This is a genomic window from Seminibacterium arietis, from assembly GCF_042675725.1.
GTDB lineage: Bacteria > Pseudomonadota > Gammaproteobacteria > Enterobacterales > Pasteurellaceae > Seminibacterium > Seminibacterium arietis.
This window is the reverse complement of sequence record NZ_JBHTJN010000008.1, coordinates 54,054-76,772: the sequence shown is the minus strand read 5'-3', so window position 1 is coordinate 76,772 and position 22,719 is coordinate 54,054. Positions and strand designations below refer to the sequence as shown.

Genomic DNA, 22,719 nt, shown 5'->3' with positions numbered 1-22,719 from the left:
AGGATAATAGATAGATGAAAATAGCATTAATTACGGGAGTAACGGCTGGCTTTGGTGAGGCTATTTGTCGTAAGCTAATCCAAGCAAATTATCAAGTAATTGGTACTGGAAGACGCACTGAGCGTTTGGATAAGCTTAAAAATGAGTTTGGTGAAAGTTTTTATCCTTTAGCTTTTGACTTGAGAGATACGGCCGCAATTGAAAAAGCATTAAATAGTTTACCGAAATCGCTAAGTGCGGTTGATTTACTAATAAATAATGCTGGTTTAGCTTTAGGATTAGAACCTGCTCATAAAACTAATCTGAATGATTGGTATCAGATGATTGATACTAACATTAAAGGATTAGTAACTGTTACAAGATTGATTTTGCCACAAATGGTTGATAGAAATAGTGGCCATATTATCAACTTAGGTTCAATCGCTGGGAATTATCCTTATCCAGGAGGTAATGTTTATGGTGGGACTAAAGCTTTTGTTAAACAATTTAGTTTAAATTTACGGGCTGATTTAGCAGGAACTGCTATAAAAGTGACCAATCTTGAGCCTGGACTTTGTGGTGATACTGAATTTTCTAATGTACGCTTTAAAGGTGATGTTCAGAAAGCTGCGAAAGTATATGAGCATATTGATTATGTAAAACCAGAAGATATTGCAGAAATTGTGTTATGGCTAAATAATCAACCTCCGCATGTTAATATTAATCGTATTGAAGTAATGCCAGTAGCACAAACATTTTCACCTCTTGCTGTAGCAAAAAAATCAATAGTATAAGGGAATAACTGATATTACTAATCTAAAAGTGCGGTAGAAATTTATAGCCTTTCTCTTTTGAAAGGCTTTTTTGTATTAAAGATGTTTTTATTGTATTAAGTGATAAAAATGATAAAAACAGTTGAAATTTTAAAAGATAAAGTGTAACTTTATATGTACATATATTGTATATAATATTTTACATGTTTTGTTGTAAGCATAAAGGAAGTAGTATGAATAAAGTAAATTATAAAGACAGTATCCATAATGTTAATATTATCAATGAAAAAGTATTAGTGACACCACAGGAATTAAAAGAAAAATTACCGTTACCAGCTGAATTACATCGTCAAATTGAACGAAGTCGTAAAGAAGTTGCAGATATTATTCATAAGAAAAATAAACGGTTGTTGGTGGTTATTGGACCTTGTTCAATTCATGATCCTCTTGCTGCGATAGATTATGCACAACGACTACAAAAATTGTCAAAAGAACTGTCACAACAACTTTACATTGTAATGAGAGTTTATTTTGAAAAACCAAGAACCACTGTAGGTTGGAAAGGTTTAATCAATGACCCCAAAATAGATGGTACTTTTGATGTTGAACACGGTCTTCATATTGCTCGTCAATTATTGCTTGAATTGTCGGAGCTTGGATTACCCTTAGCAACAGAAGCTCTAGACCCTATTACGCCTCAATATATGGCTGATTTATTCAGTTGGTCAGCAATTGGAGCAAGAACTACAGAATCACAGACTCATCGTGAATTAGCATCAGGATTATCAATGGCAGTAGGTTTTAAGAATGGTACTGATGGTAGTTTGTCAACGGCAATTAATGCTATGAAAGCAGCTTCAATGGGGCATAGCTTTATTGGTATCAATCAACAAGGTCAAGTAAATTTATTGCATACTGCGGGAAATCCTGATGGACACGTTATTTTGCGTGGGGGCAAAGCACCGAACTACCAGCCAGAATTTGTGGCACAATGTGAGCAAGAATTACAAAAAGCGGGGCTTGAAACAGCGATTATGATAGATTGCAGTCATGGTAATTCAAATAAAGATTATCGTCGTCAACCTATAATTGCAGAAGAAGCTGTGCGACAAATTATGGCGGGTAACGAATCTATTATTGGGTTAATGTTAGAAAGCAATATTTATGCAGGTAATCAAAGTGCGGATCAACTAATAAGTGAAATGAAATATGGTGTATCAATTACGGATGCTTGTATTGACTGGGAAACTACAGAGCAATTATTAAGAAAACTTGCTGATGTTTTGAAAAACAGAGAAAATTAAAAATATTAGTGTGAAAAAGGAATATTTGTGGAATCATTACAAGAGTTAAGGGCAGAGATTGATCAGCTTGATCGCGAACTATTGCAATTGATCGAGAAACGCTTGTCATTAGTCAAAAAAGTTGGAGAACTCAAACATAAAAAAGGTTTACCTATTTATGTACCTGATCGTGAAGCTGATATGTTACTTGCTCGTAGAAAAGAAGCTGAGAATATAGGTGTTTCCGCTGAGTTAATTGAAGATGTATTACGTCGTTTAATGCGAGAATCTTATGCTAGTGAAAACCAATATGGTTTTAAAACAGTAAATCCTGCTATTAAGAAAATTGTTATTGTTGGCGGGAAAGGAAAACTAGGTGGATTATTCGCTAGTTATCTTAGTGCATCAGGTTATCCAGTATCAATTTTAGACAAAGCAGATTGGTTAAATGCGGGTAAAATTTTAGCTGGTGCTAATGTAGTAATAGTTTCTGTACCTATTTGTGATACACAAGAAGTTATTGAATCATTGCGACCATATTTAACAGAAAATATGCTATTGACAGATTTAACTTCTGTTAAGTGCTTACCATTAAAGAAAATGTTAGAAGTACATTCTGGTGCGGTAGTAGGATTACATCCAATGTTTGGTCCAGATATTGAAAGTATGGCTAAACAAATTGTTGTTCGTTGTGATGGTCGTTATCTAGAACGTTATCAATGGTTTTTAGATCAAATTCAAATTTGGGGAGCTAAAATTTATTGCGTTGATGCAATAGAGCATGATCAAAACATGACCTATGTACAAGCATTACGTCATTTTTCTACTTTTGCAAGTGGTTTACACTTATCAAAGCAACCAGTCCAATTATCGAAATTATTAGCTTTATCTTCTCCTATCTATCGTTTGGAATTAGCGATGATTGGTAGATTATTTGCTCAAGATGGAGGACTTTATGCGGATATTATCATGGATAAACCAGAAAATTTAACCGTAATTAAAAGTATGCAACAAAGCTATGAAGAAAGTTTAAAATTTATTGAAAATGGGGATAAACAGGGTTTTATTGATTGTTTTAATCAAGTAAAACAATGGTTTGGTAATTATTCTCAACAGTTTCTAAAAGAAAGTCATCAGCTTCTAAAACAAGCAAACGATTATCGACGTAGTTAACCTTTATTAATGAATGATAAGTGCGGTGAAAATTTTACAAATTCATCGCAATTTTTTTATTTTTATATAACCTCTTGAAATTGATAATTTAGCAACTATTTACTGATTAATACTTAACTCTACTTTACTTTTACTAACGAGGTATTTTTATGATGAGAATTTTGCTATTTTTAGCAACTAATATGGCTGTGTTAGTCGTATTCAATATTATTTTAAGCTTAACTGGTATTCACTCTCAAGATACGATGGGGTTGTTAATTATGGCAGCCTTATTTGGTTTCAGTGGTTCACTAATTTCTTTATTTTTATCAAAAACCATGGCATTGCGTTCAGTTAATGGAGAAATTATCCAACAACCTCGTAATGAACAAGAACGTTGGTTGCTTCAGACTATACAGCAACAATCTCAAAAAGTTCAATTACCGATGCCAGAAGTAGCAATTTATCATTCAACAGACGTAAATGCATTTGCTACAGGTCCGAGCCAAAATAATTCATTAGTAGCAGTAAGTACAGGACTGTTAAATGAAATGACGAGAGATGAGGCAGAAGCAGTACTGGCACATGAAATCAGTCATATAAAAAATGGTGACATGGTCACAATGACTCTATTACAAGGGGTATTAAATACGTTTGTCATTTTTATTTCTAGAATTCTTGCAAAAGCAGCGGCAAGTAATCGAGATGGTGAGGTTAGTCAAAGTATGTATTTTGTCATTTCCATGGTATTAGAAATCGTATTTGGTTTACTTGCCAGCATTATTGCTATGTGGTTTTCTCGTTATCGGGAATTTAGAGCGGATGCAGGTTCAGCTGAGTTAGTTGGTAAACATAAAATGATTGCTGCTTTACAGCGTTTACAAAAATTACACGAACCACAAGAAATGGAAGGACAGCTAGCGGCATTCGCAATTAATAGTAAGCGAGGAGGATTGTTTACGTTATTTTTAAGCCATCCACCGCTAGAAAAACGGATCGAAGCTTTGCGTAATTTAGATAGTTTGAAATAATTTAAAAACAGTGGATAATGAGGGACGCACCTAAGCGTCCTTCATTTTTAGGATATTAAGATGAAACTGTTAGAAATAGAACATAAATTAAAAGATATTATTGGAATTTTTAACCGCACTTTTGAACAGGAATACAACACTAAATTAGTTAAAGGGGGAGAAGAACCTCTTTATGTTCCTGCTAATGATCGTGTTCCATATCATGCTATTTATTTTGCAAGGGGATTTTATAGTAGTGCATTACATGAAATTGCACATTGGTTAGTGGCAGGTAAAGAAAGACGAAAATTAGAGGAGTTCGGTTATTGGTATGAGCCTGATGGGAGATCAGCTCAGCGACAGCGTGAATTTGAAAAAGTAGAAGTAAAACCGCAAGCGATAGAATGGATTTTAGCGACTGCAGCTGGTTTTCGTTACTTTGCTAGTAGCGACAATTTAGATGGGAATCCAGGCGATACTCAGCCTTTCAAACAAGCCGTATATGAACAGGTTAAAATTTATGCTGAAAAAGGATTGCCTAAGCGTGCGGAAAAATTAAGACAGGCTTTAGCTGATTTTTATGGCACACCAAATTACATTGATTTAAAACAATTTGATGTAACTCGAATTTAATGGGAAATGGAATGTTTGCTCTCGAAATAAGTAAATTAGAAAAAGAATATAAAAACGGTGTAAAAGCGTTGCATGGAATTGATCTTAAAGTGAAATCAGGAGATTTTTATGCATTGCTTGGACATAATGGTGCTGGTAAATCCACTGCTATTGGCATTATTTGCTCACTAGTAAATAAGACAGCAGGTAAGGTAAAAGTATTTGGAATAGATTTAGATGAGAATCCAACCGCACTTAAACAAAATATCGGACTTGTGCCACAAGAATTTAATTTTAATGCTTTTGAATATGTGTTAGATATTTTAGTAAATCAAGCTGGTTATTACGGAATTGAACGCAAAGAAGCATTAAAACGAGCAGAAAATTGGTTGAAAAAATTAGATTTATGGGATAAGCGTTATCAACAGTCTCGGCAATTATCTGGTGGAATGAAACGTCGCTTGATGATAGCAAGAGCATTAATGCATAACCCTAAATTATTGATTCTAGATGAACCTACAGCTGGAGTAGATATTGAACTACGTCGTACGATGTGGACATTTTTGCGTGAGCTTAATGAACAGGGTACAACGATCATTTTAACTACTCATTATTTAGAAGAGGCAGAAATGCTGTGTCGGCATATTGGTATAATTCAACAAGGTCGTTTAGTTGTGAATACGACAATGAAATCTCTGCTATCAAAGCTAGAAACAGAAACTTTTATTTTAGATTTAGCAGGTAATTTGAATAATTTGAAAATTATGAATTATCGTACCGCACTTTCCGATAACAATTGCCTTGAAGTAGAAGTAAAACGCCAACAAGGGTTAAATTTATTATTTAGTCAATTAACAGAACAAGGTGTTAAAGTATTAAGTATGCGAAATAAAGCTAACCGTTTAGAAGAATTATTTATTTCGATGGCATTAAACAAACCTGAAGGAGAAAAACAATGAATTTAACTTGGGTTGCTTATCAAACTATCGTTACGAAAGAAATTAGACGATTTATGCGAATTTGGATACAAACGCTAGTGCCTCCAGTTATTACTATGACTTTATATTTTGTTATTTTTGGACAGTTGATTGGTAGTCGTATTGGGCAGATGAGTGGTTTTAGCTACATGCAATTTATTGTACCAGGCTTAATTATGATGTCATCATTAACGAATTCTTTTACTAATGTAGCATCATCTTTTTACAGTACAAAATTTGTTCGCAATGTAGAGGAATTATTAATTTCACCTACTTCAACTCACGTCATTATTTTAGGGTATATTTCTGGTGGCATTGCTCGAGGTTTATGCGTTGGGGGATTAGTTACTATCGTAGCATTATGTTTTGTTTCTTTTGATGTTTATTCATGGTCGATTGTATTTTGCACTTTAGTGATGACTACGGCTGTTTTTGCTTTGGGCGGTTTAATTAATGCTATTTTTGCTCGTTCTTTCGATGATATTAGCATTATTCCTACTTTTGTTTTAACACCTCTTACTTATTTAGGAGGTGTTTTTTATTCTATAAGTTTATTACCTACCTTTTGGCAATGGGTATCAAAACTTAATCCTATTGTTTATATGATTAATGGTTTTCGCTATGGATTTCTTGGGATTAGTGACGTTGGATTAATTTACACTTTTTGTGTTTTGAGTATTTTTATTATTGCTCTTTATAGCGTTGCTTACTATTTAATTAGTCATGGAGTAGGCTTGAAAAGTTAAAACTTGTTGAAAAATCACCGCACTTTAAAAGTGCGGTGATTTCTAGCAATAAATATTGAGGTTATAGTACTTTCACAATACTTTCACAAAGATAATTAATATTATCTTCCGTGATTCCAGCAACGTTAATCCGTCCAGAGCGTACAGCATAGACAGCAAATTCATTTTTTAAGCGATCTACTTGTTCTGGAGTTAAGCCACTAAATGAAAACATACCATTTTGTTGAATGATAAAGTCAAAGTCTTGTTTTGCACCATATTGCTTTAATAATTCAACAAAAAGATGACGCATTTTTTTAATACGTTCACGCATTTCAGTTAATTCTGCTATCCATTCTGTCTTTAACTTATCATCAGAAAGTACTAATGCTACTGTCGCTGCACCATGTGATGCAGGATTTGAGTAAAGCGTGCGTACAATAGATTTTACTTGTGTTAATGCGGTTGCAGCAATAGCTTCACTTTCAGCTACTAAAGTAAAAGCACCAGCGCGTTCCTTGTATAAGCCGAAGTTTTTAGAATAAGAGCTAGCAATCAATAATTCTTTATGATTAGCAGCAAAAGTGCGTAAGCCTATCGCATCTTCATCTAAACCATTAGCAAGCCCTTGATAGGCAAAATCAAATAATGGTAACCAGCCTTTTTGTGCAGACATTTGTGCTAGTTCTTGCCATTGTGCAGGAGTAAGATCAATTCCCGTTGGATTGTGACAGCATCCATGTAATAGCACAACATCGCCTTCACTGGCATTATTGAGATCTTCTATCAAATTATCCCAATCCAAAGCCTTACGTTCAGCATCGTAGTAGCGATATTCACGAATAGTAATTCCTACAGCATTGAAAATAGCATTATGATTAGGCCAAGTCGGCGTGCTAATCCATACATTTTGAGCCTTAGTTTGACGCTTGATAAATTCAGCTGCAATTCTTAATGCACCTGTACCACCTAAACTTTGAACTGTTTTTGCTCGTTTTTTCGTAATAACTTCGGATTCTTGACCAAATAAAAGTATCTGAGTTAATTGATTGAAGTCTGCAATGCCATCAATTGTTAAATAATTTTTTGTCGTTTCTGTCGTAAACAAAAGCTTCTCTGCTTCTTTAACAGCTTTCATAATCGGAGTATTGCCTTTAGCGTCTTTGTAAACACCAATACCTAAATTAATTTTATTAGCTCGAGTTTCTGATTTGAAAGCTTCTCCCAATCCTAAAATTGGATCAGCTGGAGCCGCTTGAATGTTTTCAAACATAATGATTAGTCCTTATATAGTATGTTGTATTAACGTTATTTTTATTTCCAATGAATTATATTAACAAAATTTTGTTGAATATAAATTGTTTAATTAAAATCTGCTTGATTTTGTTTAAGTTAACTCAATTTTTCAATCACCCAATTTAACCCCGATTGATAATCAACAGGTAACATTTGACCTAATTGTTCTAATTGGTTTAGCAACACTTTTTTATTTGGATGTGATAAATTGATATGCCCAACTTTACGACCTTGACGAACTGTTTTACCATACCAATGTAATTGAACAAAGGGCAAACTAAGCCATTGACTATTATGTGCTGTGCCAATTAGATTGACCATAACACTTGGCATTATAGTTTGTAGCGGTGGAGTAGGGAGATCTAATAAAGCACGTAAATGTAATTCAAATTGACTAATTACACAACCTGATTGTGTCCAATGTCCACTATTATGTACACGAGGAGCTAGTTCATTAATAAGCAAGTTTTCGTTGATAACAAAGCATTCCATTGCCATGACCCCGACGTACTCTAATTTATGCATAATTTTTGACAGCATTTGTTCCGCTTTTTGTTGTAGTAATGAATTTAAATCAATATCAGTGACGCTGTAACGCAAAATGCCATCTTGCTGTAAATTATGAGTTATAGAATAAAATCGAGTATCACCATTTTTAAATCTTGCTCCGACTAGTGATATTTCATAATCAAAAGGAATAAATTTTTCTACAATAACATTATTAACCAGATCTTTAGTAATAATTTGTTGATTTTCTTTTGAAATAATCCATTGTCCACGTCCATCATACCCGCCTGTACGACGTTTTACTACGACTTTTTCACCAATTTGATCAAAAATATGTTGCCATTCACCTAAACTCTCTAAAGTACACCATGGTGAGGTAGACAAATTTAATTCATCAAGAAGCTTTTTTTGAGAGAATCGATCTGCTAGCAAACTAAATACATTACGATTAATAAACTGAGGATGATTTGCTAACATCTCTGTAAGTGGTGTTTTTTCCCAACGTTCAATTTCAGTGGTGATTATTGCGTCATCAGGAAGAACGAACAATGGTTCAGTAAATGCTAATGGTTGTACATCAATATCTAAAGGTGCACCTGCATAACGTAACATTTGCCCTAACTGACCATTACCCAAAACATAAATTGTAGGGTATAAAGTACTTTTTTGCATGTATAATCCTTTTTAATGTTGTGTTCAAATAATTATTCAATAATAAATAATAAGGAAAAGTGCGGTTATTTCTGATGTTCTTTTTTTAACATATCTTCTTCATTTAATTTTAACATTCTTGCAATAGCATTTAAGTAGCTGATTTCTAAGCTTTCTCTGCTTGTTGCTATCATTCCTTGATCGACTAGAAAACCATCGTTCACATCATATACCCAACCATGTAAAGATAATTTTTTATTTCGCTGCCAAGCTGATTTAACAATTGAGGAGCGTCCTAAGTTATAAACTTGCTCGACAACATTTAGTTTTGTCAGCATATCGGCTCGTTTTTCTGGCGACATTTTACCAAGTAAGTGACTATGTTTGAACCAAATATCACGAATATGCAATAGCCAATTATTGATTAATCCTAAATCTTGCTGTGACATTGCTGCTTTAATTCCACCGCAGTTAGTATGGCCACAAATTATTATATGCTCAATATCTAGCACATCAACAGCATATTGTACTACTGATAAACAGTTTAAATCAGTATGAATCACTTGATTTGCTACATTACGATGTACAAATAGATCACCAGGTCCTAAGTTAGTTAATTTCTCAGCTGGAACACGGCTATCAGAACAGCCAATCCATAAATAGCTTGGTGTTTGATGATCTGCTAGTTCTTGAAAATAATTGGAATTTTCCTCCTTCATGCGAGTTGCCCAACTATAGTTATTGGCAAAAAGTTGCTCAATTTTTTTCATTATTTACTGCTCCAATGTAGTTTGACAGGTCAGTATAACTGAAAAATAACTAAGGAGGAAATAGAAATCAATTGAGTAAAATCTATGTCATCTCTGTGATAATTATATCTTCAGCTATATCTTAGAATTACAGAATGGATTAACATGATGATAGTATAAAACATGCGAATTTTCTGAACATTTAAGTAAACTTGGACTTATTTAGCTTTTGGTAACTCCCAATTGAATTTAAGTGCTAAAGCTCTAAGAAAGAAAATAATAGTTCCTCCAAGAATAGCAGCCAAGTTTTGATTGTATTTTTGTATTAAAGTAAATGCAATAACACCAATTAAAGAGGCTGTGGCATAAACATTTTTTTGAAAAATTATAGGATTTCTGCTCGCAAAAACATCTCTCATAACACCGCCACCTACACCTGTAGTCGTTCCAACAAAAATAATTAAAAACATATTTCCACTAGAAACTCCAGCTAAAGCACCTACTATTGTAAATACGGCAAGACCAAGGGCGTCAATAAAGGAATAAAATCGATTATTAATATTAAAAATTTTTTTATCATCTAGCAAAAAAGTTAAAAAAGATATTATTAAAGCTACGGTAATATAAATCGGTTGCTGAAAAGCAGCTGGTGGTGTTATGCCTAAAATAATATCTCGTATAATACCTCCCCCTACGGCTGTAGTAACGCCTAGTATACAAATTCCCAATAAATCCATTTTTTCCTGAATTGCAACTTTAGCACCTGAAACAGCGAATGCTACGGTGCCTATTAATTCCAGAAATATAACTATATTTATTTCCATTTATATTTACTCGTGTTAAAGAGAATGTTTATTTAACCAGTTTACCGCAGCTTGAGCCATTGTAGCAGGTCCAATTATGAGAGCTTCTTCATTAAAAACAACTTTAGGATGGTGCACTGCAAAGACATTTCCATCTTTATCAGGAAGTGGACAAGATACAAAGAAGTAACAAGATTCAGGTAATTCGCTTGCTATGTAAGCATAATCTTCTGATGCAAGTGCGGGTTCTATATATTTTATTTCGTAATTATCGCCTAAAACTTGTTCTGCTGATTCTTTTACAAGGGCTGACATAGCTGGTGTATTAGTAAGTGCAGGTGCATTTGCAACTACTTCATACTTAGTTTTTGCTCTAAATGCTTTTCCAATATGTTCTACTATTTCGGGAAGTCTTTCTGCTACAAGCTGAGCTGAATCACCATATAAAGATCTTGAAGTTCCCTCTATATATACTTTAGGTGGAATTATATTTATAGCACCACCTAGAGCATTAATATATCCCATAGAAATTGATGCCCCTCTGTTAGATGGCAATTCTCTTGATAAAATTGCATTTGCTCCATTAATTATTTGTGAAGCAACAAATACAGGATCAATTCCAGTATAAGGCAATGCTCCGTGAGCCCCTTTACCTTCAATTTCTATTTTAAAATTTAGTGCAGAGCAAAGAGCTTCTTGTTTATTTATTAATATTCCTAATTTTTCTCCACTAGGCCACATATGTATAGCCATACCAGCATCGGGCTTAGGATTTTCAAGTATGCCACTTTCTAGCATTAACTTGCCACCGTTTAGAGTTTCTTCAGCAGGTTGGAATAAAAATTTAATTTGTCCGTTTAATTTATCTTCATCTTCTTTTAGCATAATAAGGGCGACAAGTAATGATGTTGCGTGCATATCATGTCCACAAAGATGAGCACAATCTTTTTTAGAAGAAAATTCTAGACCAGCCTCTTCTAGCATTGGTATGGCATCCATATCAGCTCTAAGCAGTAAAGTTTTACCTTTTTTTGCATCGCCTAATGTTCCTACGATTGCATCTGTATCGCCTAAATGACTGTAAGAAATATTATGTTCATCCAGTTTCTGTTTAATTAATTTTATTGTTTGTGGCAACTTAAAACCTATTTCAGGATTTTCATGTATTTGTCTTCTTACTGCTTGTGCTTCATTAAAAAATCTTTTTGCTTTTTCTAAATAAGACATATTATCCTCTTTGAGTATTTAATGTACGCAACCGTATTATATAGTAACTCAATAAATTAAATAAAGAATTTTACATTTAGAATAAAATTCTTTTTAAAAGAAGAATTAAAGTGTTGCTTGTTTCATTTTTTTTACAAAAATTGCTAATTCTTTTAGGCAGTTAACGTGATTATTTAAATTATCTTCAATGATTTTTACCGTAGCAGAACCTGAAATTGCACCTTTAGCACCTAATCGAATAGCATTTTTTACTTGTTCTGTCGTTGATATTCCAAAGCCTTGCAAAATTGGAGGAGCATTAAGTGCGGTGAGTTTTTCGATTAAATGATCTAAATTAGTCGCACAATGTTGATTTTCTGCTCCTGTAATTCCTGAACGAGAGACTAAATAAGTATAGCCTTTACTATATTGTGCAACATTTTGAATAGTTTCATCACTTGCATTTGGTGGGCAAATAAACACTGGTTGGATATGATACTTTTGTGCAGCTTGAATATAAGGTTGAGCAGCAAATAAAGGAATATCTGCAACTAGTACAGCATCGACACCTACCTCTGCACATTGTCGATAAAAATTATTTAATCCTTGAGCATAAATTAAATTGGCACATAATAACAATCCAATTGGAATATTAGGATATTTTGACCGCACTTTTTTAACCAATTCAAAGCTTTCTTTTGTACTACAGTTTGCGTTTAAGGCTCGATTGTTTGCAGCTTGGATCACAGGTCCATCGAGCATGGGATCAGAAAAAGGGAAACCTAATTCTAAGGCGTCTGCTCCATTTTCTATAAGCGTACAAATAATATCGAAAGAACGGTCAAAATCAGGATCGCATAGCGTAACGAAAGGTACAAAACAACCTTGTTGTTTTTCTGCTAGCTGCGTAAATAATTGATTAAATCTTGTTTTCATTAAAATTTCCCCTGAGTTGTTAAAATATCATTTACTGTAAAAATGTCTTTATCGCCACGTCCTGACAGATTTACAACTAACAGTTGTTCTTGATTGGGATTTTCTTTGATCATTTTTAATGCAAACGCGACAGCATGCGAGCTTTCCAAAGCAGGAATTATACCTTCATGTTGAGCCAATTGCTGGAAAGCATCAAGAGCTTCATCATCTGTGATACTTTCATATTCAGCTCGTCCACAAGCATTAAGGTAAGCATGTTGAGGACCAACAGAAGGGAAATCAAGTCCAGCTGAAATACTATAAGATTCTTCAATTTGTCCATCTTCTGTTTGCATGAGCGGTGATTTCATACCAAAATAAATGCCAACTGAACCATGTTTTAACGGAGCTCCATGTTGTCCTGTTTTGATCCCTTTTCCTGCTGGTTCAACACCAATCAAACGAACAGATTTTTCTTCAATAAAATCTGTAAACATTCCAATTGCGTTTGATCCTCCACCTACAGCCGCTATCACTGCGTCGGGTAAACGTCCTTCTTTTTCAAAAAGTTGACGTTTAGTTTCTTCTCCTATCATTTTTTGAAATTCACGTACGATAGTTGGAAAAGGATGAGGACCAGCAGCGGTACCTAATAAATAATGCGTTGTTTCATAATTTGCAGCCCAATCACGCATAGCTTCACAACAGGCATCTTTTAGTGAACGAGAGCCTTTTTCTACAGCAATTACTTCAGCTCCCATTAGTCGCATTCGAAATACATTTGGTGATTGACGTTTAATGTCTTTTTCTCCCATATATATACGGCAAGGCATGCTCAGCATCGCACATGCTAATGCGGTTGCCACGCCATGTTGACCAGCCCCCGTTTCAGCAATAATACGAGTTTTTCCCATACGCTTAGCAAGTAGAATTTGCCCTAATACTTGATTAGTTTTATGTGCTCCGCCATGTAGTAAATCTTCACGTTTTAAATAGAGTTTAGTTTTAGTCCCTTTAGTGAGATTACGACATAATGTTAAAGCTGTTGGGCGACCTGCATAATTTTTTAATAGATCCTGAAATTCTCTCTGAAATTCAAGATCCTGCTGTGCTTCGACAAAAGCCTTTTCTAATTGTTGTAATACTGGAACCAGAATTTCAGGTACGTACATACCACCAAACTCACCAAAATAAGGATTTAATAAAGTATCTGACATAATTGCTCCTTTATTTTATTAGTTATCTAATATTTTAGAAAAAATATCGTTCAATTTTTTTTCGTCTTTTACACCGACATTACTTTCAACGCCTGAGTTAAGATCAAGTCCTAAACATGCTTGATTGAGTGCAATATCAATGTTTTCTAAATTTAGGCCTCCAGCTAGCATGACTTTAGTCTTTAATTTAGTAGGAATTAGCGACCAATCGAAAGTTAGCCCTGTGCCACCTTGTTGGTGTTTAGTTTTAGTATCAAATACATAGCGATCTATCATTAAATTTTTTTCAATTTGTACCGCACTTTTATCATCATTTTGCACTGAAATAGTTTTCCAGATTTGGCAGGTTGGCGGTAGCTGTTGACGAAGTGAGGTAATAAATTCAGCACTTTCGGAACCATGTAACTGTATTGCAAAAAGCTTTAATTGAGTAGCTATTTTAACAATAAATTCAATTGGCTGATTTTGAAAAACGGCAACAAAACGTAAAGGAGCTTGAGTTACTAATTCTTGGGCTTGACGTAATGAAAGTTGACGTGGAGATGTTTCTGCAAAAATTAAACCACCATATAATGCACCTTTAGCATACGCTTTTCTAACATCTTGTGGACGAGTTAATCCACAGACTTTATTTTCGCCAAAAATAATTGCTCGTATTGAATTGTTCAGGTCGTAACTTTCCATCAAGCTACCGCCAATTAAAAAACCATGTACATACGTTTTTAACTGCTTAACTTCAGCGTGATGATAAATACCAGATTCACTAATAATAATACGATCTGATGGAATTTGGATAGCAAATGGAGGAGTACGATCTAAATTCACTGACATATCACGCAAATCACGATTATTAATCCCAATCACTTTAGCATTTAAAGCAATAGCTCGTTGTAATTCTGTTTGATTAGATATTTCTGTTAACACCCCCATATTAAGAGAATGTGCTAAATCCGCAAGCTGGCGATAAGTGTTATCATCAATAACAGATAGCATGAGTAAAATAGCATCAGCTTTATATAAACGGGCTAAATAAATTTGATATTTACTAACGATGAAATCTTTGCATAAAATTGGCTGCGTGACAATGTCACGAACTTGAGAAATATAAGAAAAATCTCCCTGAAAATATTTTTCGTCAGTTAGTACTGAAATGGCTGAAGCATAATTTTTATATACATTAGCAATGTTTGTTAAATCGAAATTTTCACGAATTAAACCTTTAGAAGGTGAAGCTTTTTTGCATTCTAAAATGAAAGCAGGACGTTTATGTGTACCTTTACTTAATGCTTGATAAAAAGAGCGGTCAGATTTTAGGATTTTTTGCTTAAATTTTTCGAGAGGAAAATCTCGCTCTTTTTGAGATAACCATTGCAATTTATCTTGCACAATTTTTTGTAAAATTGTTGGTTTTTCATTTAAGTTCAACATAGTTTTATTCCAAATAACTAAAAATTAGTACACAATTAATTTTTCTAATGTTTCAAAAGCTTTACCTGAATTAATCAGTTCAATGATCTGCATAGTATTTTGTTTTAGATCATCATGTCCAAATAATTTCATTAATAAAGCTGTATTCATCGCAACTGCTTGTACATGTGCTGTTTTTCCTTTTCCTTTTAAAAGTGCGGTAAGAATTTTAGCATTTTCATTAGGATCATCACCACGTAAGCTCTCAAGCGGTTGTGATTTTAAGCCAAAATCACGAGGGGAAAGGATATAACGTGCTATTTTTCCGTCACGGATTTCAGCGACATCTGTTTTACTATGGATAGCTACTTCATCTAGCCCTGCACCATGTACAACAATAGTATGTTTATGTCCCAAACGTGCTACTGTTTCCGCATAAGGTTGAATTAAATCTGCTGAATAAACGCCTAGAAGTTGATAGGGTGGACGAGCGGGATTGCATAGTGGTCCTAGAATATTGAATATAGTCCGTGTTTTTAATAGTTGGCGAACATATGCAACATGTTTAAATCCTGTATGATATTGTTGAGCCCATAAAAAACATAAATTAATTTCATCAAGTGCTTTACGAGCAGTGTTGGCATCCATATCAATTTTTATTCCTAGGGCATTTAATACATCACTTGAGCCACTTTTACTCGATACGCTACGATTACCATGTTTTGCTACTTTAAATCCTGCAGCCGCAGCGACAATTGCTGAAGCGGTAGAAATATTGATTGTATTAGCACCATCACCTCCTGTACCAACAATATCAGCAAATTCATAATTGGGCGATGGAAAAAACTCAGCATTTTCTAATGCTGCATAAACCGCACCAGTGATTTCTTTGGTAGTTTCTCCTCTTAATTTTAATGCGATTAGTGCCGCAGAAAGTTGTTCATTAAGTAATTCTCCGTTTATGATCGCAGTAAATAAATGTTTTGATTGTTGCTGAGTAAGAGGTTTACCTTCAAATAAATATAAAAGTAATTCGTTAATATCCATAATATTTCCTTGTTATTCTTAATTTGAACTAGTTAAAAGCAAAAAATAACTATTAAATCTAACGTGATAATAGCCATTCTATTGTATTTGCTAATAATTGATTTCCATGTACTGTTAAAATGCTTTCAGGATGAAATTGAAATCCACAAATTGGTAAAGAACGATGTCTTATTGCCATAACAATATTGTTATAGTCAGCATTTGCGATTAACTCATCAGGTAAGTCTATTCCCATTAGCGAGTGATAGCGAGCTACTGGCATTGGATTATTTAAATTTTTAAATGGTCCTTCGGCATCGTGGTTGATTGCAGAAACTTTGCCGTGCATTACTTCACCTGCATGGACAACTTTTCCACCGAAAGCTTGAATTATTGCTTGATGTCCTAAACAAATGCCAATCATTGGTATTTTATTTTTTAAACGCTGAATTAATGGTAGTAAAATTCCTGCTTGTTGTGGATCACCAGGACCTGGTGATAGTGCTAAAATACAATCAGGTAATGAAAGTGCGGTATGTTCTACTATATTTAAGTCACAATCGTTACGATAAATTTTTACTTGATGACCTAGAGTTCGGAATTGATCCACTAAATTGTAAGTAAAGGAATCAAAATTATCTAAAAAAATGATATTTGCCATAATGTTCTCTTACCCTTTACTGTTGATATAAGAAATTGCGTTAATTACTGCTTTGGCTTTGTGACGCGTTTCGTCAGCTTCCATTTGCGGATCAGAATCCAACACTTCACCGCAACCTGCTTGTATATAAGCAATGTCATTTTGTACAAAAGCAGAACGAATCACGATACAAGTGTCAAAATTTCCATCAGAAGATAAATATCCTACTGCACCACCATAACTATGGCGTTTCTGTTGTTCTAATTGATAGAGGAGTTGCATTGCTTTAACTTTTGGAGCACCAGTTAATGTCCCCATATTCATACAGGCTTGGTAAGCGTGTAATGCGTCTAATTCTGACTGCAGTTTGCCTACTACACGGGATACTAAATGCATGATATGTGAATAGCGATCTACTTGCATGAGGTTTTTGACATAGCGGCTACCACTTTCACAAACTCGAGCAATATCATTTCGAGCTAAATCCACTAACATTAAATGCTCTGCTAATTCTTTTTTATCTAGTCTAAGTTCTAATTCCAAGCGGGCATCAAGTTCAAGATCAATATTACCGTCTGAGTTAAATCCTCTTGGGCGAGATCCAGCAATAGGATAAATTTCTAATTGGCGATTAGCTGAATTAAATTTCAACGCACTTTCAGGCGATGCACAAAATAACGTGAAGTCTTCATCTTGCATGTATACCATGTACGGACTTGGATTAGTTTGTTTAAGACGACGATAACTAGATAAAGGATTTGGACACGGTATTGAAAAACGTCGTGATGGCACGATTTGAAATACATCACCCATATAAATATGCTGTTTTAATTGCTCAATAATTTTTTTAAATTGAGTATCATTTAAATTTTCATTGACAGTAGTTGGGGCTGGTTTAATAGTTAAGTGCGGTTCAATTTTCTGTAATTTTTTTTGAATCTCGAAAGCAGCCTGTTTTAAACATGGCAATTCTATAGGATCAAAGCAAAAAGTTTGTAGTTCAGTTTGTTGTTTTTGATGATCGATCACTAATAACTGTTCAGCTAAATAAAATACATAATCAGGACAATGTAATTCATCATCTTTTAACGGAATATTTTCCATTGGAATAAAATTTGTTACTAAATCATAACTAAACAATCCGCCAAGTAAAACAGGGATTTCACTTTCTGCATAAAGCCCAACTACACAGCGTAAACCATCAAAAACAGTAGGTGCTTGTAATTTGCTATCTTCATCTAAATTAGTTGATAGAGGTGCAAAGGCGACTTCAATATGATTATCATCTTCAGTGACTAGTTGAGAAATATTTTGCAATCGTTGTTTAATCAGAGGTAATGTCGCCTTTCCATTTGTAGATTGAGCAAAAAAACTGACATGGTTGTTATGACACACAATTTTAATTGCTGGGCTAATTAAAAGCAGACTCTTTAAACTATTTTTACTGCTGATTTCTGCTGATTCCAGCAAAAGGGAGTTTTTTTTATTTTGACAAACAGTAACAAAAATTGCTGTAGGATCATCATGATAAGGTATAGAATGCAGTAGGGTATGAACAAAAGCCATTAACTTATTTCCTTAAAAAAACTTTTGTACTATTAAACTAGTATATTATTATGTTGTCAAGGCTTATCTAATCTTTATTTTTAATCTTTAGTAAATTACTAGTTCATTATTTTTTGTTTTTTGCCAAAGTGTGACGCATTTCATAGAAATGAAATAAACATTTTGATATTCTAAATAAGAAAATATTCATTCTGAAATGCCTTGATGTCATTTATGCATATTTAAAATGCTTGTGATAGTACAGTTTGAGTATTGATTGTTAAATAGATTCTTACTGAAAAATAGGAGGAATTATTATGAATGTTGCAATAAAAGAGCGTTACTTGTTTTCAAAAGAGATTGCAAAAAAAGCAGGGGAGGCTGCTCTTAATTTTTATTTAAATAGGGATAAGCTTGAAATTGAATGCAAGAAAGGTGAGCAACAAGATTTAGTGAGTATTGCAGATAAAACTGTTGAAAATATCATTAAAGAAGCATTAAAAGAACGTTTTCCAGATGACGGTTTTTTAGGAGAAGAATCGGGAGCTGATCATTTAGAACAACAATTTTGTTGGGTAGTTGATCCAATTGATGGAACTAGTCCGTTTCTGTATGGTTTACATGCTTGGTGTATTTCTATAGCGGTTTTATATAAGCAAGAAATCGTTTCAGGTGTGGTATTTGATGTTCAACATAATGAGCTTTTCCATGCTATGAAAGGACAGGGAGCTTTTCTAAATGATAAACCTATATCAACTGCAAGTGCGGTTTCTTTAAAAGAAGGTTTAATGGGATTAGGTGTTTCTCATCGTGTTCACCCAAGTACATTCACTCCAATTATGCACCAAATATTACTTGATGGTGGAATGTTTATTCGTAATGGTTCTGGAGCCTTGATGCTTGCTTATGTCGCTGCTGGACGTTTAATAGGTTATTTTGAGCCACATATTAATGCTTGGGATACTTTTGCTGCCATATTGTTGATAAATGAAGCGGGTGGAAAAACGAATAATTTCATGGAAAACGATGGATTGCTAAAAGGAAATTATATTTTAGCCACTTCTTCAGAAGAACTTTTTAATACATTAAGTCATATGAGAGATTCTTTCTCTTAAATTTACGTATCTAATTGAAAAATTAGATGAAAACACAGTTTACAATAAAAGGAAGAATATCGAATAGTAGAAAAGTCAAAGGTTTTTAGTTTTTATCGTGTTACAGTCAATCGTTATTGGCAGCATTCTTTTTAATTTAAAGCCAAACTGTAGTTTCAAAGTTGGTTAATTATATCAAAGTATTTATGTAGAAAGGAGCTTTATTATGTCTATCTTAACTTTCTTTAAAGCAAGCCCAGCTATCCCTTTGGGGAATTACACAGAAAAAATGTTCAAAAGTACTAGAATGAAGAACTTTTGGGCATTTTCTTTTGCTTATGCACTCTACTATGTTTGTCGTTTATCATTCAACGTAGCGAAACCAGCACTAGTAAATAATAACCTACTGACTGCAACAGAAATAGGCGTAATTGGTTCAGCTGTATTTATCACTTATGCTGTTGGCAAATTTGTAAATAGTGCAGTTGCAGATCACTCAAATGTTGTTCGTTTTTTATCTGTAGGACTGTTTTTTTCTGCATTATGTAATTTTGCAACAGGAATGACTACTAGTGCAATTGCATTAACGATCATCTGGGCATTTAATGGTTGGGTGCAATCAATGGGGGTTGGACCTTGTGTAGTTGCTTTGTCACGCTGGTATGAAGATAAAGAACGTGGATCTTACTATGGGTTTTGGTCAGTTGCACATAACGTAGGGGAAGGGATTACATTTGTAGTTACTGCGGCGATTATTACTGCTTTTGGTTGGCGTGCAGGTTTTAGTTTCGCTGGTGTAATGGGATTATTAGGTGTTCTTGTTGCAGTAATGTTTATGAAAGATTCCCCAGCAGCTTGTGGGTTTAAACCTATCATAAAAACTGAGACAAAAACTGAAGAATTAGATAACAAAGAAGTACTAAAACATCAATGGGCAGTAGTAAAAAATCCAGCGATTTGGATTTTGGCATTAGCTTCTTGCTGTATGTATATTGCACGTTATGGCGTAAATAGTTGGGGAGTGTTCTTCTTAGAAAATGGTAAAGGATACACCACACTTGAAGCTGCATCTATCATTAGTGTAAATAGTATTGTTGGTATTTTAGGCACAATTGCATCTGGTTGGTTATCTGATCATTTCTTACACGGAAAACGTAACATGATGACGATAGGTGTGAGCTTAATTAATACAATATCTCTTGCTGCATTTCTTTTTGCTCCAAATGGAAATACATGGTTTTCTATCATTGCTTTATCTGTATTTGGTATTACATTAGGTATTCAGCTTTGTTTCCTAGGCGGTTTGCTTGCTACTGATATTTCTCATAAATCAGCTTCTGGAATTGCATTAGGTATGATGGGGGTATTTGGCTATGCTGGTGCCGCATTAGGTGAATTTTTAACTGGTTTTATGATCGATAAAACTACAGTAATTAATGAAGCTGGACAAAAAATTTACGATTTTGAAAGTCTATCTTATTTTTGGATAGCAGCAGATGTGTTCTCTGTCATGGCTTCCATATTATTTGCTATCATTGTGTATTATCAAAGTAAGAAAAATAAAGCTAGTATAGTTTAGATTCAAATTATTCCACAAAAAATAGTGCGGTGCGTTTTTATCGAATTTAGAAAAAATCTTTAAAATGCACCGCACTTTGTGTTCCCATATCCATATCATTAATGACAAATCCAATAAGATCTTTAAAAAACTTAACCACTTCAAAACATACACGAGATTTCAACAACGTGGTACAATTCGAAAAAATTTTATGGATACAAAAAAACAATGACAACTTTACTAGCTCTAGATACATCTACAGAGTCTTGTTCTGTAGCGTTATTATATAAAGGCGAAATAACCGCTTTACAAGAATTGGCACAGCGTAATCACACTAAGCGTATTTTACCGATGATCGATGAAATTCTACAACAATCAGCGATTGGCTTAAATCAAGTTGATGCCTTAGTGTTTGGTCGAGGACCAGGCAGCTTTACTGGTGTTCGTGTTGGTGTGGGCATTGCACAAGGTTTAGCTTTTGGGGCAGATTTACCAACAATACCTATTTCAAACTTAACTGCAATGGCACAGCAACTTTATTCTCGTGACAATGTCACAGATGTAATCTGTGCTATTGATGCAAGAATGAACGAAGTTTATTTTAGTGCTTTGCAAGGAGAAAAAATACAGATTGAAAATCAATCGTTTTTACAGTGGAATGAAATCATAAATGAGCAGGTTTGTTCTCCTGAAAAGTTATTAAATCAACTTAATGATAAACAAAAAAAATGGGATAGAGTGGGTACTGGTTGGAATGCTTATTCTCAATTTATTGTAGAAGGGTTAACTAATAATACAGGTATTGAGCTACCTTCAGCACAATTTATGTTAAGCCTTGCTCTACCCAAATTTTTACAAAAAGAGTGGATAAGTGCGGTAGAAATTGAACCAATTTATTTGCGAAATGAAGTTACATGGAAAAAATTGCCTAATCGTACCTAAAAGTTCAAACAAAATAGGGTAAAGTGCGGTCAAATGTAATAGGGAATCTCAAATTTTGGAGGTTATATGAAAAAATTTACGTTAATAACAATTTGTTGTGTTTTTTTGACCGCCTGTATTTCTATACCGCCAGGTTTACAAACAGAAAATGTGGATATTCAGGCACTAACTCAAATTAACGCAGAAGATTATACTTGTGGTTGCAAAAAAGTGCGGTTAGGTGGACAAATTATTTCTGCTGTAGCCTTAAAAAAACAAACAAAATTAGAAATTTTAAGTTTTCCAATTAGTAAATATTCAGCGAAACCAAATTTAGAAAAACAATCCGATGGTCGTTTTATCGCTTATTTAGAAGGATTCGTTGATCCAAAAGTATTGCAAGATCAATATATTACTGTAGTGGGTAAATTAATTTTGCAAGAAAAAGGCAATATTGATCAAGCTGAATATACTTATCCTGTAGTGCAAGTAGAAAACTATAAACGTTGGAATGTTTCACTTGAATATTATGATCCAAATGATTGGGAAGGCTCCCCTTTGTTTCGCCGTTCAATGTTTAACATTTACGCTGACTCAATCTGGAAACCTCTTATTAAAATACATTACCAACTGCATTAAATTTGAATAATCTTGTAATTAAATGTTAAAATTC

General features: G+C 34.0%; 22 protein-coding genes. 11 read left to right on the top strand and 11 right to left on the bottom strand.

Translation table 11 applies throughout. From position 1 onward, the window contains the following. The first annotated feature begins 14 nt into the window (after window positions 1-14). The 7 genes from ACFQ02_RS02965 to ACFQ02_RS02935 all read left to right on the top strand — a co-directional run bounded on the left by ACFQ02_RS02965 (window position 15) and on the right by ACFQ02_RS02935 (window position 6,532). Window positions 15-773 carry an SDR family oxidoreductase gene (locus ACFQ02_RS02965; RefSeq protein ID WP_380819109.1) on the top strand — a complete coding sequence of 253 codons (759 nt, stop codon included), beginning with the start codon at window positions 15-17 and terminating at the stop codon, window positions 771-773. A gap of 212 nt (window positions 774-985) precedes the next feature. Continuing rightward, the gene (locus tag ACFQ02_RS02960) at window positions 986-2,056 is read left to right on the top strand and encodes a 3-deoxy-7-phosphoheptulonate synthase (RefSeq protein ID WP_380819107.1); all 1,071 of its coding nucleotides are present in this window, start codon (window positions 986-988) and stop codon (window positions 2,054-2,056) included. 27 nt (window positions 2,057-2,083) lie between these two features. Further along, window positions 2,084-3,208 carry a bifunctional chorismate mutase/prephenate dehydrogenase gene (tyrA, locus tag ACFQ02_RS02955; protein WP_380819104.1) on the top strand — a complete coding sequence of 375 codons (1,125 nt, stop codon included), beginning with the start codon at window positions 2,084-2,086 and terminating at the stop codon, window positions 3,206-3,208. Between the two features lie 149 nt (window positions 3,209-3,357). Next, window positions 3,358-4,218 (top strand): protease HtpX, encoded by an 861-nt coding sequence (gene htpX, locus ACFQ02_RS02950; RefSeq protein ID WP_380819102.1) that lies wholly within the window; start codon window positions 3,358-3,360, stop codon window positions 4,216-4,218. 75 nt (window positions 4,219-4,293) lie between these two features. Beyond that, entirely contained in the window at window positions 4,294-4,830 is a 537-nt protein-coding gene (locus ACFQ02_RS02945; RefSeq protein WP_380819584.1) for an elongation factor P hydroxylase, read from the top strand. 11 nt (window positions 4,831-4,841) lie between these two features. Beyond that, window positions 4,842-5,768 carry an ABC transporter ATP-binding protein gene (locus ACFQ02_RS02940; RefSeq protein ID WP_380819099.1) on the top strand — a complete coding sequence of 309 codons (927 nt, stop codon included), beginning with the start codon at window positions 4,842-4,844 and terminating at the stop codon, window positions 5,766-5,768. Beyond that, complete coding sequence (locus ACFQ02_RS02935; RefSeq protein ID WP_380819096.1) at window positions 5,765-6,532, top strand: ABC transporter permease; 768 nt, start codon at window positions 5,765-5,767, stop codon at window positions 6,530-6,532. Before ACFQ02_RS02940 ends, ACFQ02_RS02935 begins: the two co-directional genes overlap by 4 nt. Window positions 6,533-6,593: 61 nt before the next feature. Here ACFQ02_RS02935 and ACFQ02_RS02930 read toward each other — a convergent pair whose 3' ends face one another. The 11 genes from ACFQ02_RS02930 to trpE all read right to left on the bottom strand — a co-directional run bounded on the left by ACFQ02_RS02930 (window position 6,594) and on the right by trpE (window position 18,494). Further along, a complete protein-coding gene (locus ACFQ02_RS02930) occupies window positions 6,594-7,784 on the bottom strand; it encodes an amino acid aminotransferase (RefSeq protein ID WP_380819092.1) in 1,191 nt (396 codons plus the stop codon). A gap of 119 nt (window positions 7,785-7,903) precedes the next feature. Beyond that, the gene (purK, locus tag ACFQ02_RS02925; protein WP_380819090.1) at window positions 7,904-8,986 is read right to left on the bottom strand and encodes a 5-(carboxyamino)imidazole ribonucleotide synthase; all 1,083 of its coding nucleotides are present in this window, start codon (window positions 8,984-8,986) and stop codon (window positions 7,904-7,906) included. 65 nt (window positions 8,987-9,051) lie between these two features. Then, the gene (gene can / locus ACFQ02_RS02920) at window positions 9,052-9,735 is read right to left on the bottom strand and encodes a carbonate dehydratase (protein ID WP_380819088.1); all 684 of its coding nucleotides are present in this window, start codon (window positions 9,733-9,735) and stop codon (window positions 9,052-9,054) included. Window positions 9,736-9,932: 197 nt separating this feature from the next. Further along, window positions 9,933-10,538, bottom strand: a complete 606-nt coding sequence (locus ACFQ02_RS02915) for a trimeric intracellular cation channel family protein (RefSeq protein WP_380819086.1) — start codon at window positions 10,536-10,538, stop codon at window positions 9,933-9,935. A 15-nt stretch (window positions 10,539-10,553) separates the two neighbouring features. Further along, complete coding sequence (locus ACFQ02_RS02910; RefSeq protein ID WP_380819084.1) at window positions 10,554-11,744, bottom strand: M20 metallopeptidase family protein; 1,191 nt, start codon at window positions 11,742-11,744, stop codon at window positions 10,554-10,556. 105 nt (window positions 11,745-11,849) lie between these two features. After that, window positions 11,850-12,659 carry a tryptophan synthase subunit alpha gene (gene trpA, locus ACFQ02_RS02905; protein ID WP_380819083.1) on the bottom strand — a complete coding sequence of 270 codons (810 nt, stop codon included), beginning with the start codon at window positions 12,657-12,659 and terminating at the stop codon, window positions 11,850-11,852. After that, complete coding sequence (gene trpB / locus ACFQ02_RS02900) at window positions 12,659-13,855, bottom strand: tryptophan synthase subunit beta (RefSeq protein WP_380819081.1); 1,197 nt, start codon at window positions 13,853-13,855, stop codon at window positions 12,659-12,661. Before trpB ends, trpA begins: the two co-directional genes overlap by 1 nt. A gap of 18 nt (window positions 13,856-13,873) precedes the next feature. Beyond that, window positions 13,874-15,283, bottom strand: coding sequence for a bifunctional indole-3-glycerol-phosphate synthase TrpC/phosphoribosylanthranilate isomerase TrpF (gene trpCF, locus ACFQ02_RS02895; RefSeq protein ID WP_380819079.1), 1,410 nt, complete (start codon window positions 15,281-15,283; stop codon window positions 13,874-13,876). Between the two features lie 24 nt (window positions 15,284-15,307). Then, window positions 15,308-16,309 (bottom strand): anthranilate phosphoribosyltransferase, encoded by a 1,002-nt coding sequence (gene trpD, locus ACFQ02_RS02890; RefSeq protein WP_380819076.1) that lies wholly within the window; start codon window positions 16,307-16,309, stop codon window positions 15,308-15,310. A gap of 58 nt (window positions 16,310-16,367) precedes the next feature. After that, window positions 16,368-16,949: an aminodeoxychorismate/anthranilate synthase component II gene (locus ACFQ02_RS02885; RefSeq protein ID WP_380819075.1), complete on the bottom strand. Its 582-nt coding sequence runs from the start codon at window positions 16,947-16,949 to the stop codon at window positions 16,368-16,370. A 9-nt stretch (window positions 16,950-16,958) separates the two neighbouring features. Continuing rightward, window positions 16,959-18,494, bottom strand: coding sequence for an anthranilate synthase component I (gene trpE, locus ACFQ02_RS02880; protein ID WP_380819074.1), 1,536 nt, complete (start codon window positions 18,492-18,494; stop codon window positions 16,959-16,961). 296 nt (window positions 18,495-18,790) lie between these two features. On the opposite strand from trpE, the gene ACFQ02_RS02875 reads away from it, so the two are divergent. The 4 genes from ACFQ02_RS02875 (at window position 18,791) to ACFQ02_RS02860 (ending at window position 22,685) form a co-directional block, all read left to right on the top strand. Next, window positions 18,791-19,588 carry an inositol monophosphatase family protein gene (locus ACFQ02_RS02875; protein ID WP_380819073.1) on the top strand — a complete coding sequence of 266 codons (798 nt, stop codon included), beginning with the start codon at window positions 18,791-18,793 and terminating at the stop codon, window positions 19,586-19,588. 205 nt (window positions 19,589-19,793) lie between these two features. Then, window positions 19,794-21,146, top strand: coding sequence for an MFS transporter (locus ACFQ02_RS02870; RefSeq protein ID WP_380819071.1), 1,353 nt, complete (start codon window positions 19,794-19,796; stop codon window positions 21,144-21,146). A 207-nt stretch (window positions 21,147-21,353) separates the two neighbouring features. Next, window positions 21,354-22,067 (top strand): tRNA (adenosine(37)-N6)-threonylcarbamoyltransferase complex dimerization subunit type 1 TsaB, encoded by a 714-nt coding sequence (gene tsaB, locus ACFQ02_RS02865; protein WP_380819070.1) that lies wholly within the window; start codon window positions 21,354-21,356, stop codon window positions 22,065-22,067. Window positions 22,068-22,133: 66 nt separating this feature from the next. Further along, window positions 22,134-22,685: a Slp family lipoprotein gene (locus ACFQ02_RS02860; RefSeq protein WP_380819067.1), complete on the top strand. Its 552-nt coding sequence runs from the start codon at window positions 22,134-22,136 to the stop codon at window positions 22,683-22,685. Window positions 22,686-22,719: the final 34 nt, after the last annotated feature.

Coding starts and splice junctions, on each gene's coding strand:
- ACFQ02_RS02965 (WP_380819109.1), top strand. CDS start 15: ATGAAAATAGCATTAATTACGGGAGTAACGGCTGGCTTTGGTGAGGCT.
- ACFQ02_RS02960 (WP_380819107.1), top strand. CDS start 986: ATGAATAAAGTAAATTATAAAGACAGTATCCATAATGTTAATATTATC.
- htpX (WP_380819102.1), top strand. CDS start 3,358: ATGATGAGAATTTTGCTATTTTTAGCAACTAATATGGCTGTGTTAGTC.
- ACFQ02_RS02940 (WP_380819099.1), top strand. CDS start 4,842: ATGTTTGCTCTCGAAATAAGTAAATTAGAAAAAGAATATAAAAACGGT.
- ACFQ02_RS02935 (WP_380819096.1), top strand. CDS start 5,765: ATGAATTTAACTTGGGTTGCTTATCAAACTATCGTTACGAAAGAAATT.
- ACFQ02_RS02930 (WP_380819092.1), bottom strand. CDS start 7,784: ATGTTTGAAAACATTCAAGCGGCTCCAGCTGATCCAATTTTAGGATTG.
- purK (WP_380819090.1), bottom strand. CDS start 8,986: ATGCAAAAAAGTACTTTATACCCTACAATTTATGTTTTGGGTAATGGT.
- can (WP_380819088.1), bottom strand. CDS start 9,735: ATGAAAAAAATTGAGCAACTTTTTGCCAATAACTATAGTTGGGCAACT.
- ACFQ02_RS02915 (WP_380819086.1), bottom strand. CDS start 10,538: ATGGAAATAAATATAGTTATATTTCTGGAATTAATAGGCACCGTAGCA.
- ACFQ02_RS02910 (WP_380819084.1), bottom strand. CDS start 11,744: ATGTCTTATTTAGAAAAAGCAAAAAGATTTTTTAATGAAGCACAAGCA.
- trpA (WP_380819083.1), bottom strand. CDS start 12,659: ATGAAAACAAGATTTAATCAATTATTTACGCAGCTAGCAGAAAAACAA.
- trpB (WP_380819081.1), bottom strand. CDS start 13,855: ATGTCAGATACTTTATTAAATCCTTATTTTGGTGAGTTTGGTGGTATG.
- trpCF (WP_380819079.1), bottom strand. CDS start 15,283: ATGTTGAACTTAAATGAAAAACCAACAATTTTACAAAAAATTGTGCAA.
- trpD (WP_380819076.1), bottom strand. CDS start 16,309: ATGGATATTAACGAATTACTTTTATATTTATTTGAAGGTAAACCTCTT.
- ACFQ02_RS02885 (WP_380819075.1), bottom strand. CDS start 16,949: ATGGCAAATATCATTTTTTTAGATAATTTTGATTCCTTTACTTACAAT.
- trpE (WP_380819074.1), bottom strand. CDS start 18,494: ATGGCTTTTGTTCATACCCTACTGCATTCTATACCTTATCATGATGAT.
- ACFQ02_RS02875 (WP_380819073.1), top strand. CDS start 18,791: ATGAATGTTGCAATAAAAGAGCGTTACTTGTTTTCAAAAGAGATTGCA.
- ACFQ02_RS02870 (WP_380819071.1), top strand. CDS start 19,794: ATGTCTATCTTAACTTTCTTTAAAGCAAGCCCAGCTATCCCTTTGGGG.
- tsaB (WP_380819070.1), top strand. CDS start 21,354: ATGACAACTTTACTAGCTCTAGATACATCTACAGAGTCTTGTTCTGTA.
- ACFQ02_RS02860 (WP_380819067.1), top strand. CDS start 22,134: ATGAAAAAATTTACGTTAATAACAATTTGTTGTGTTTTTTTGACCGCC.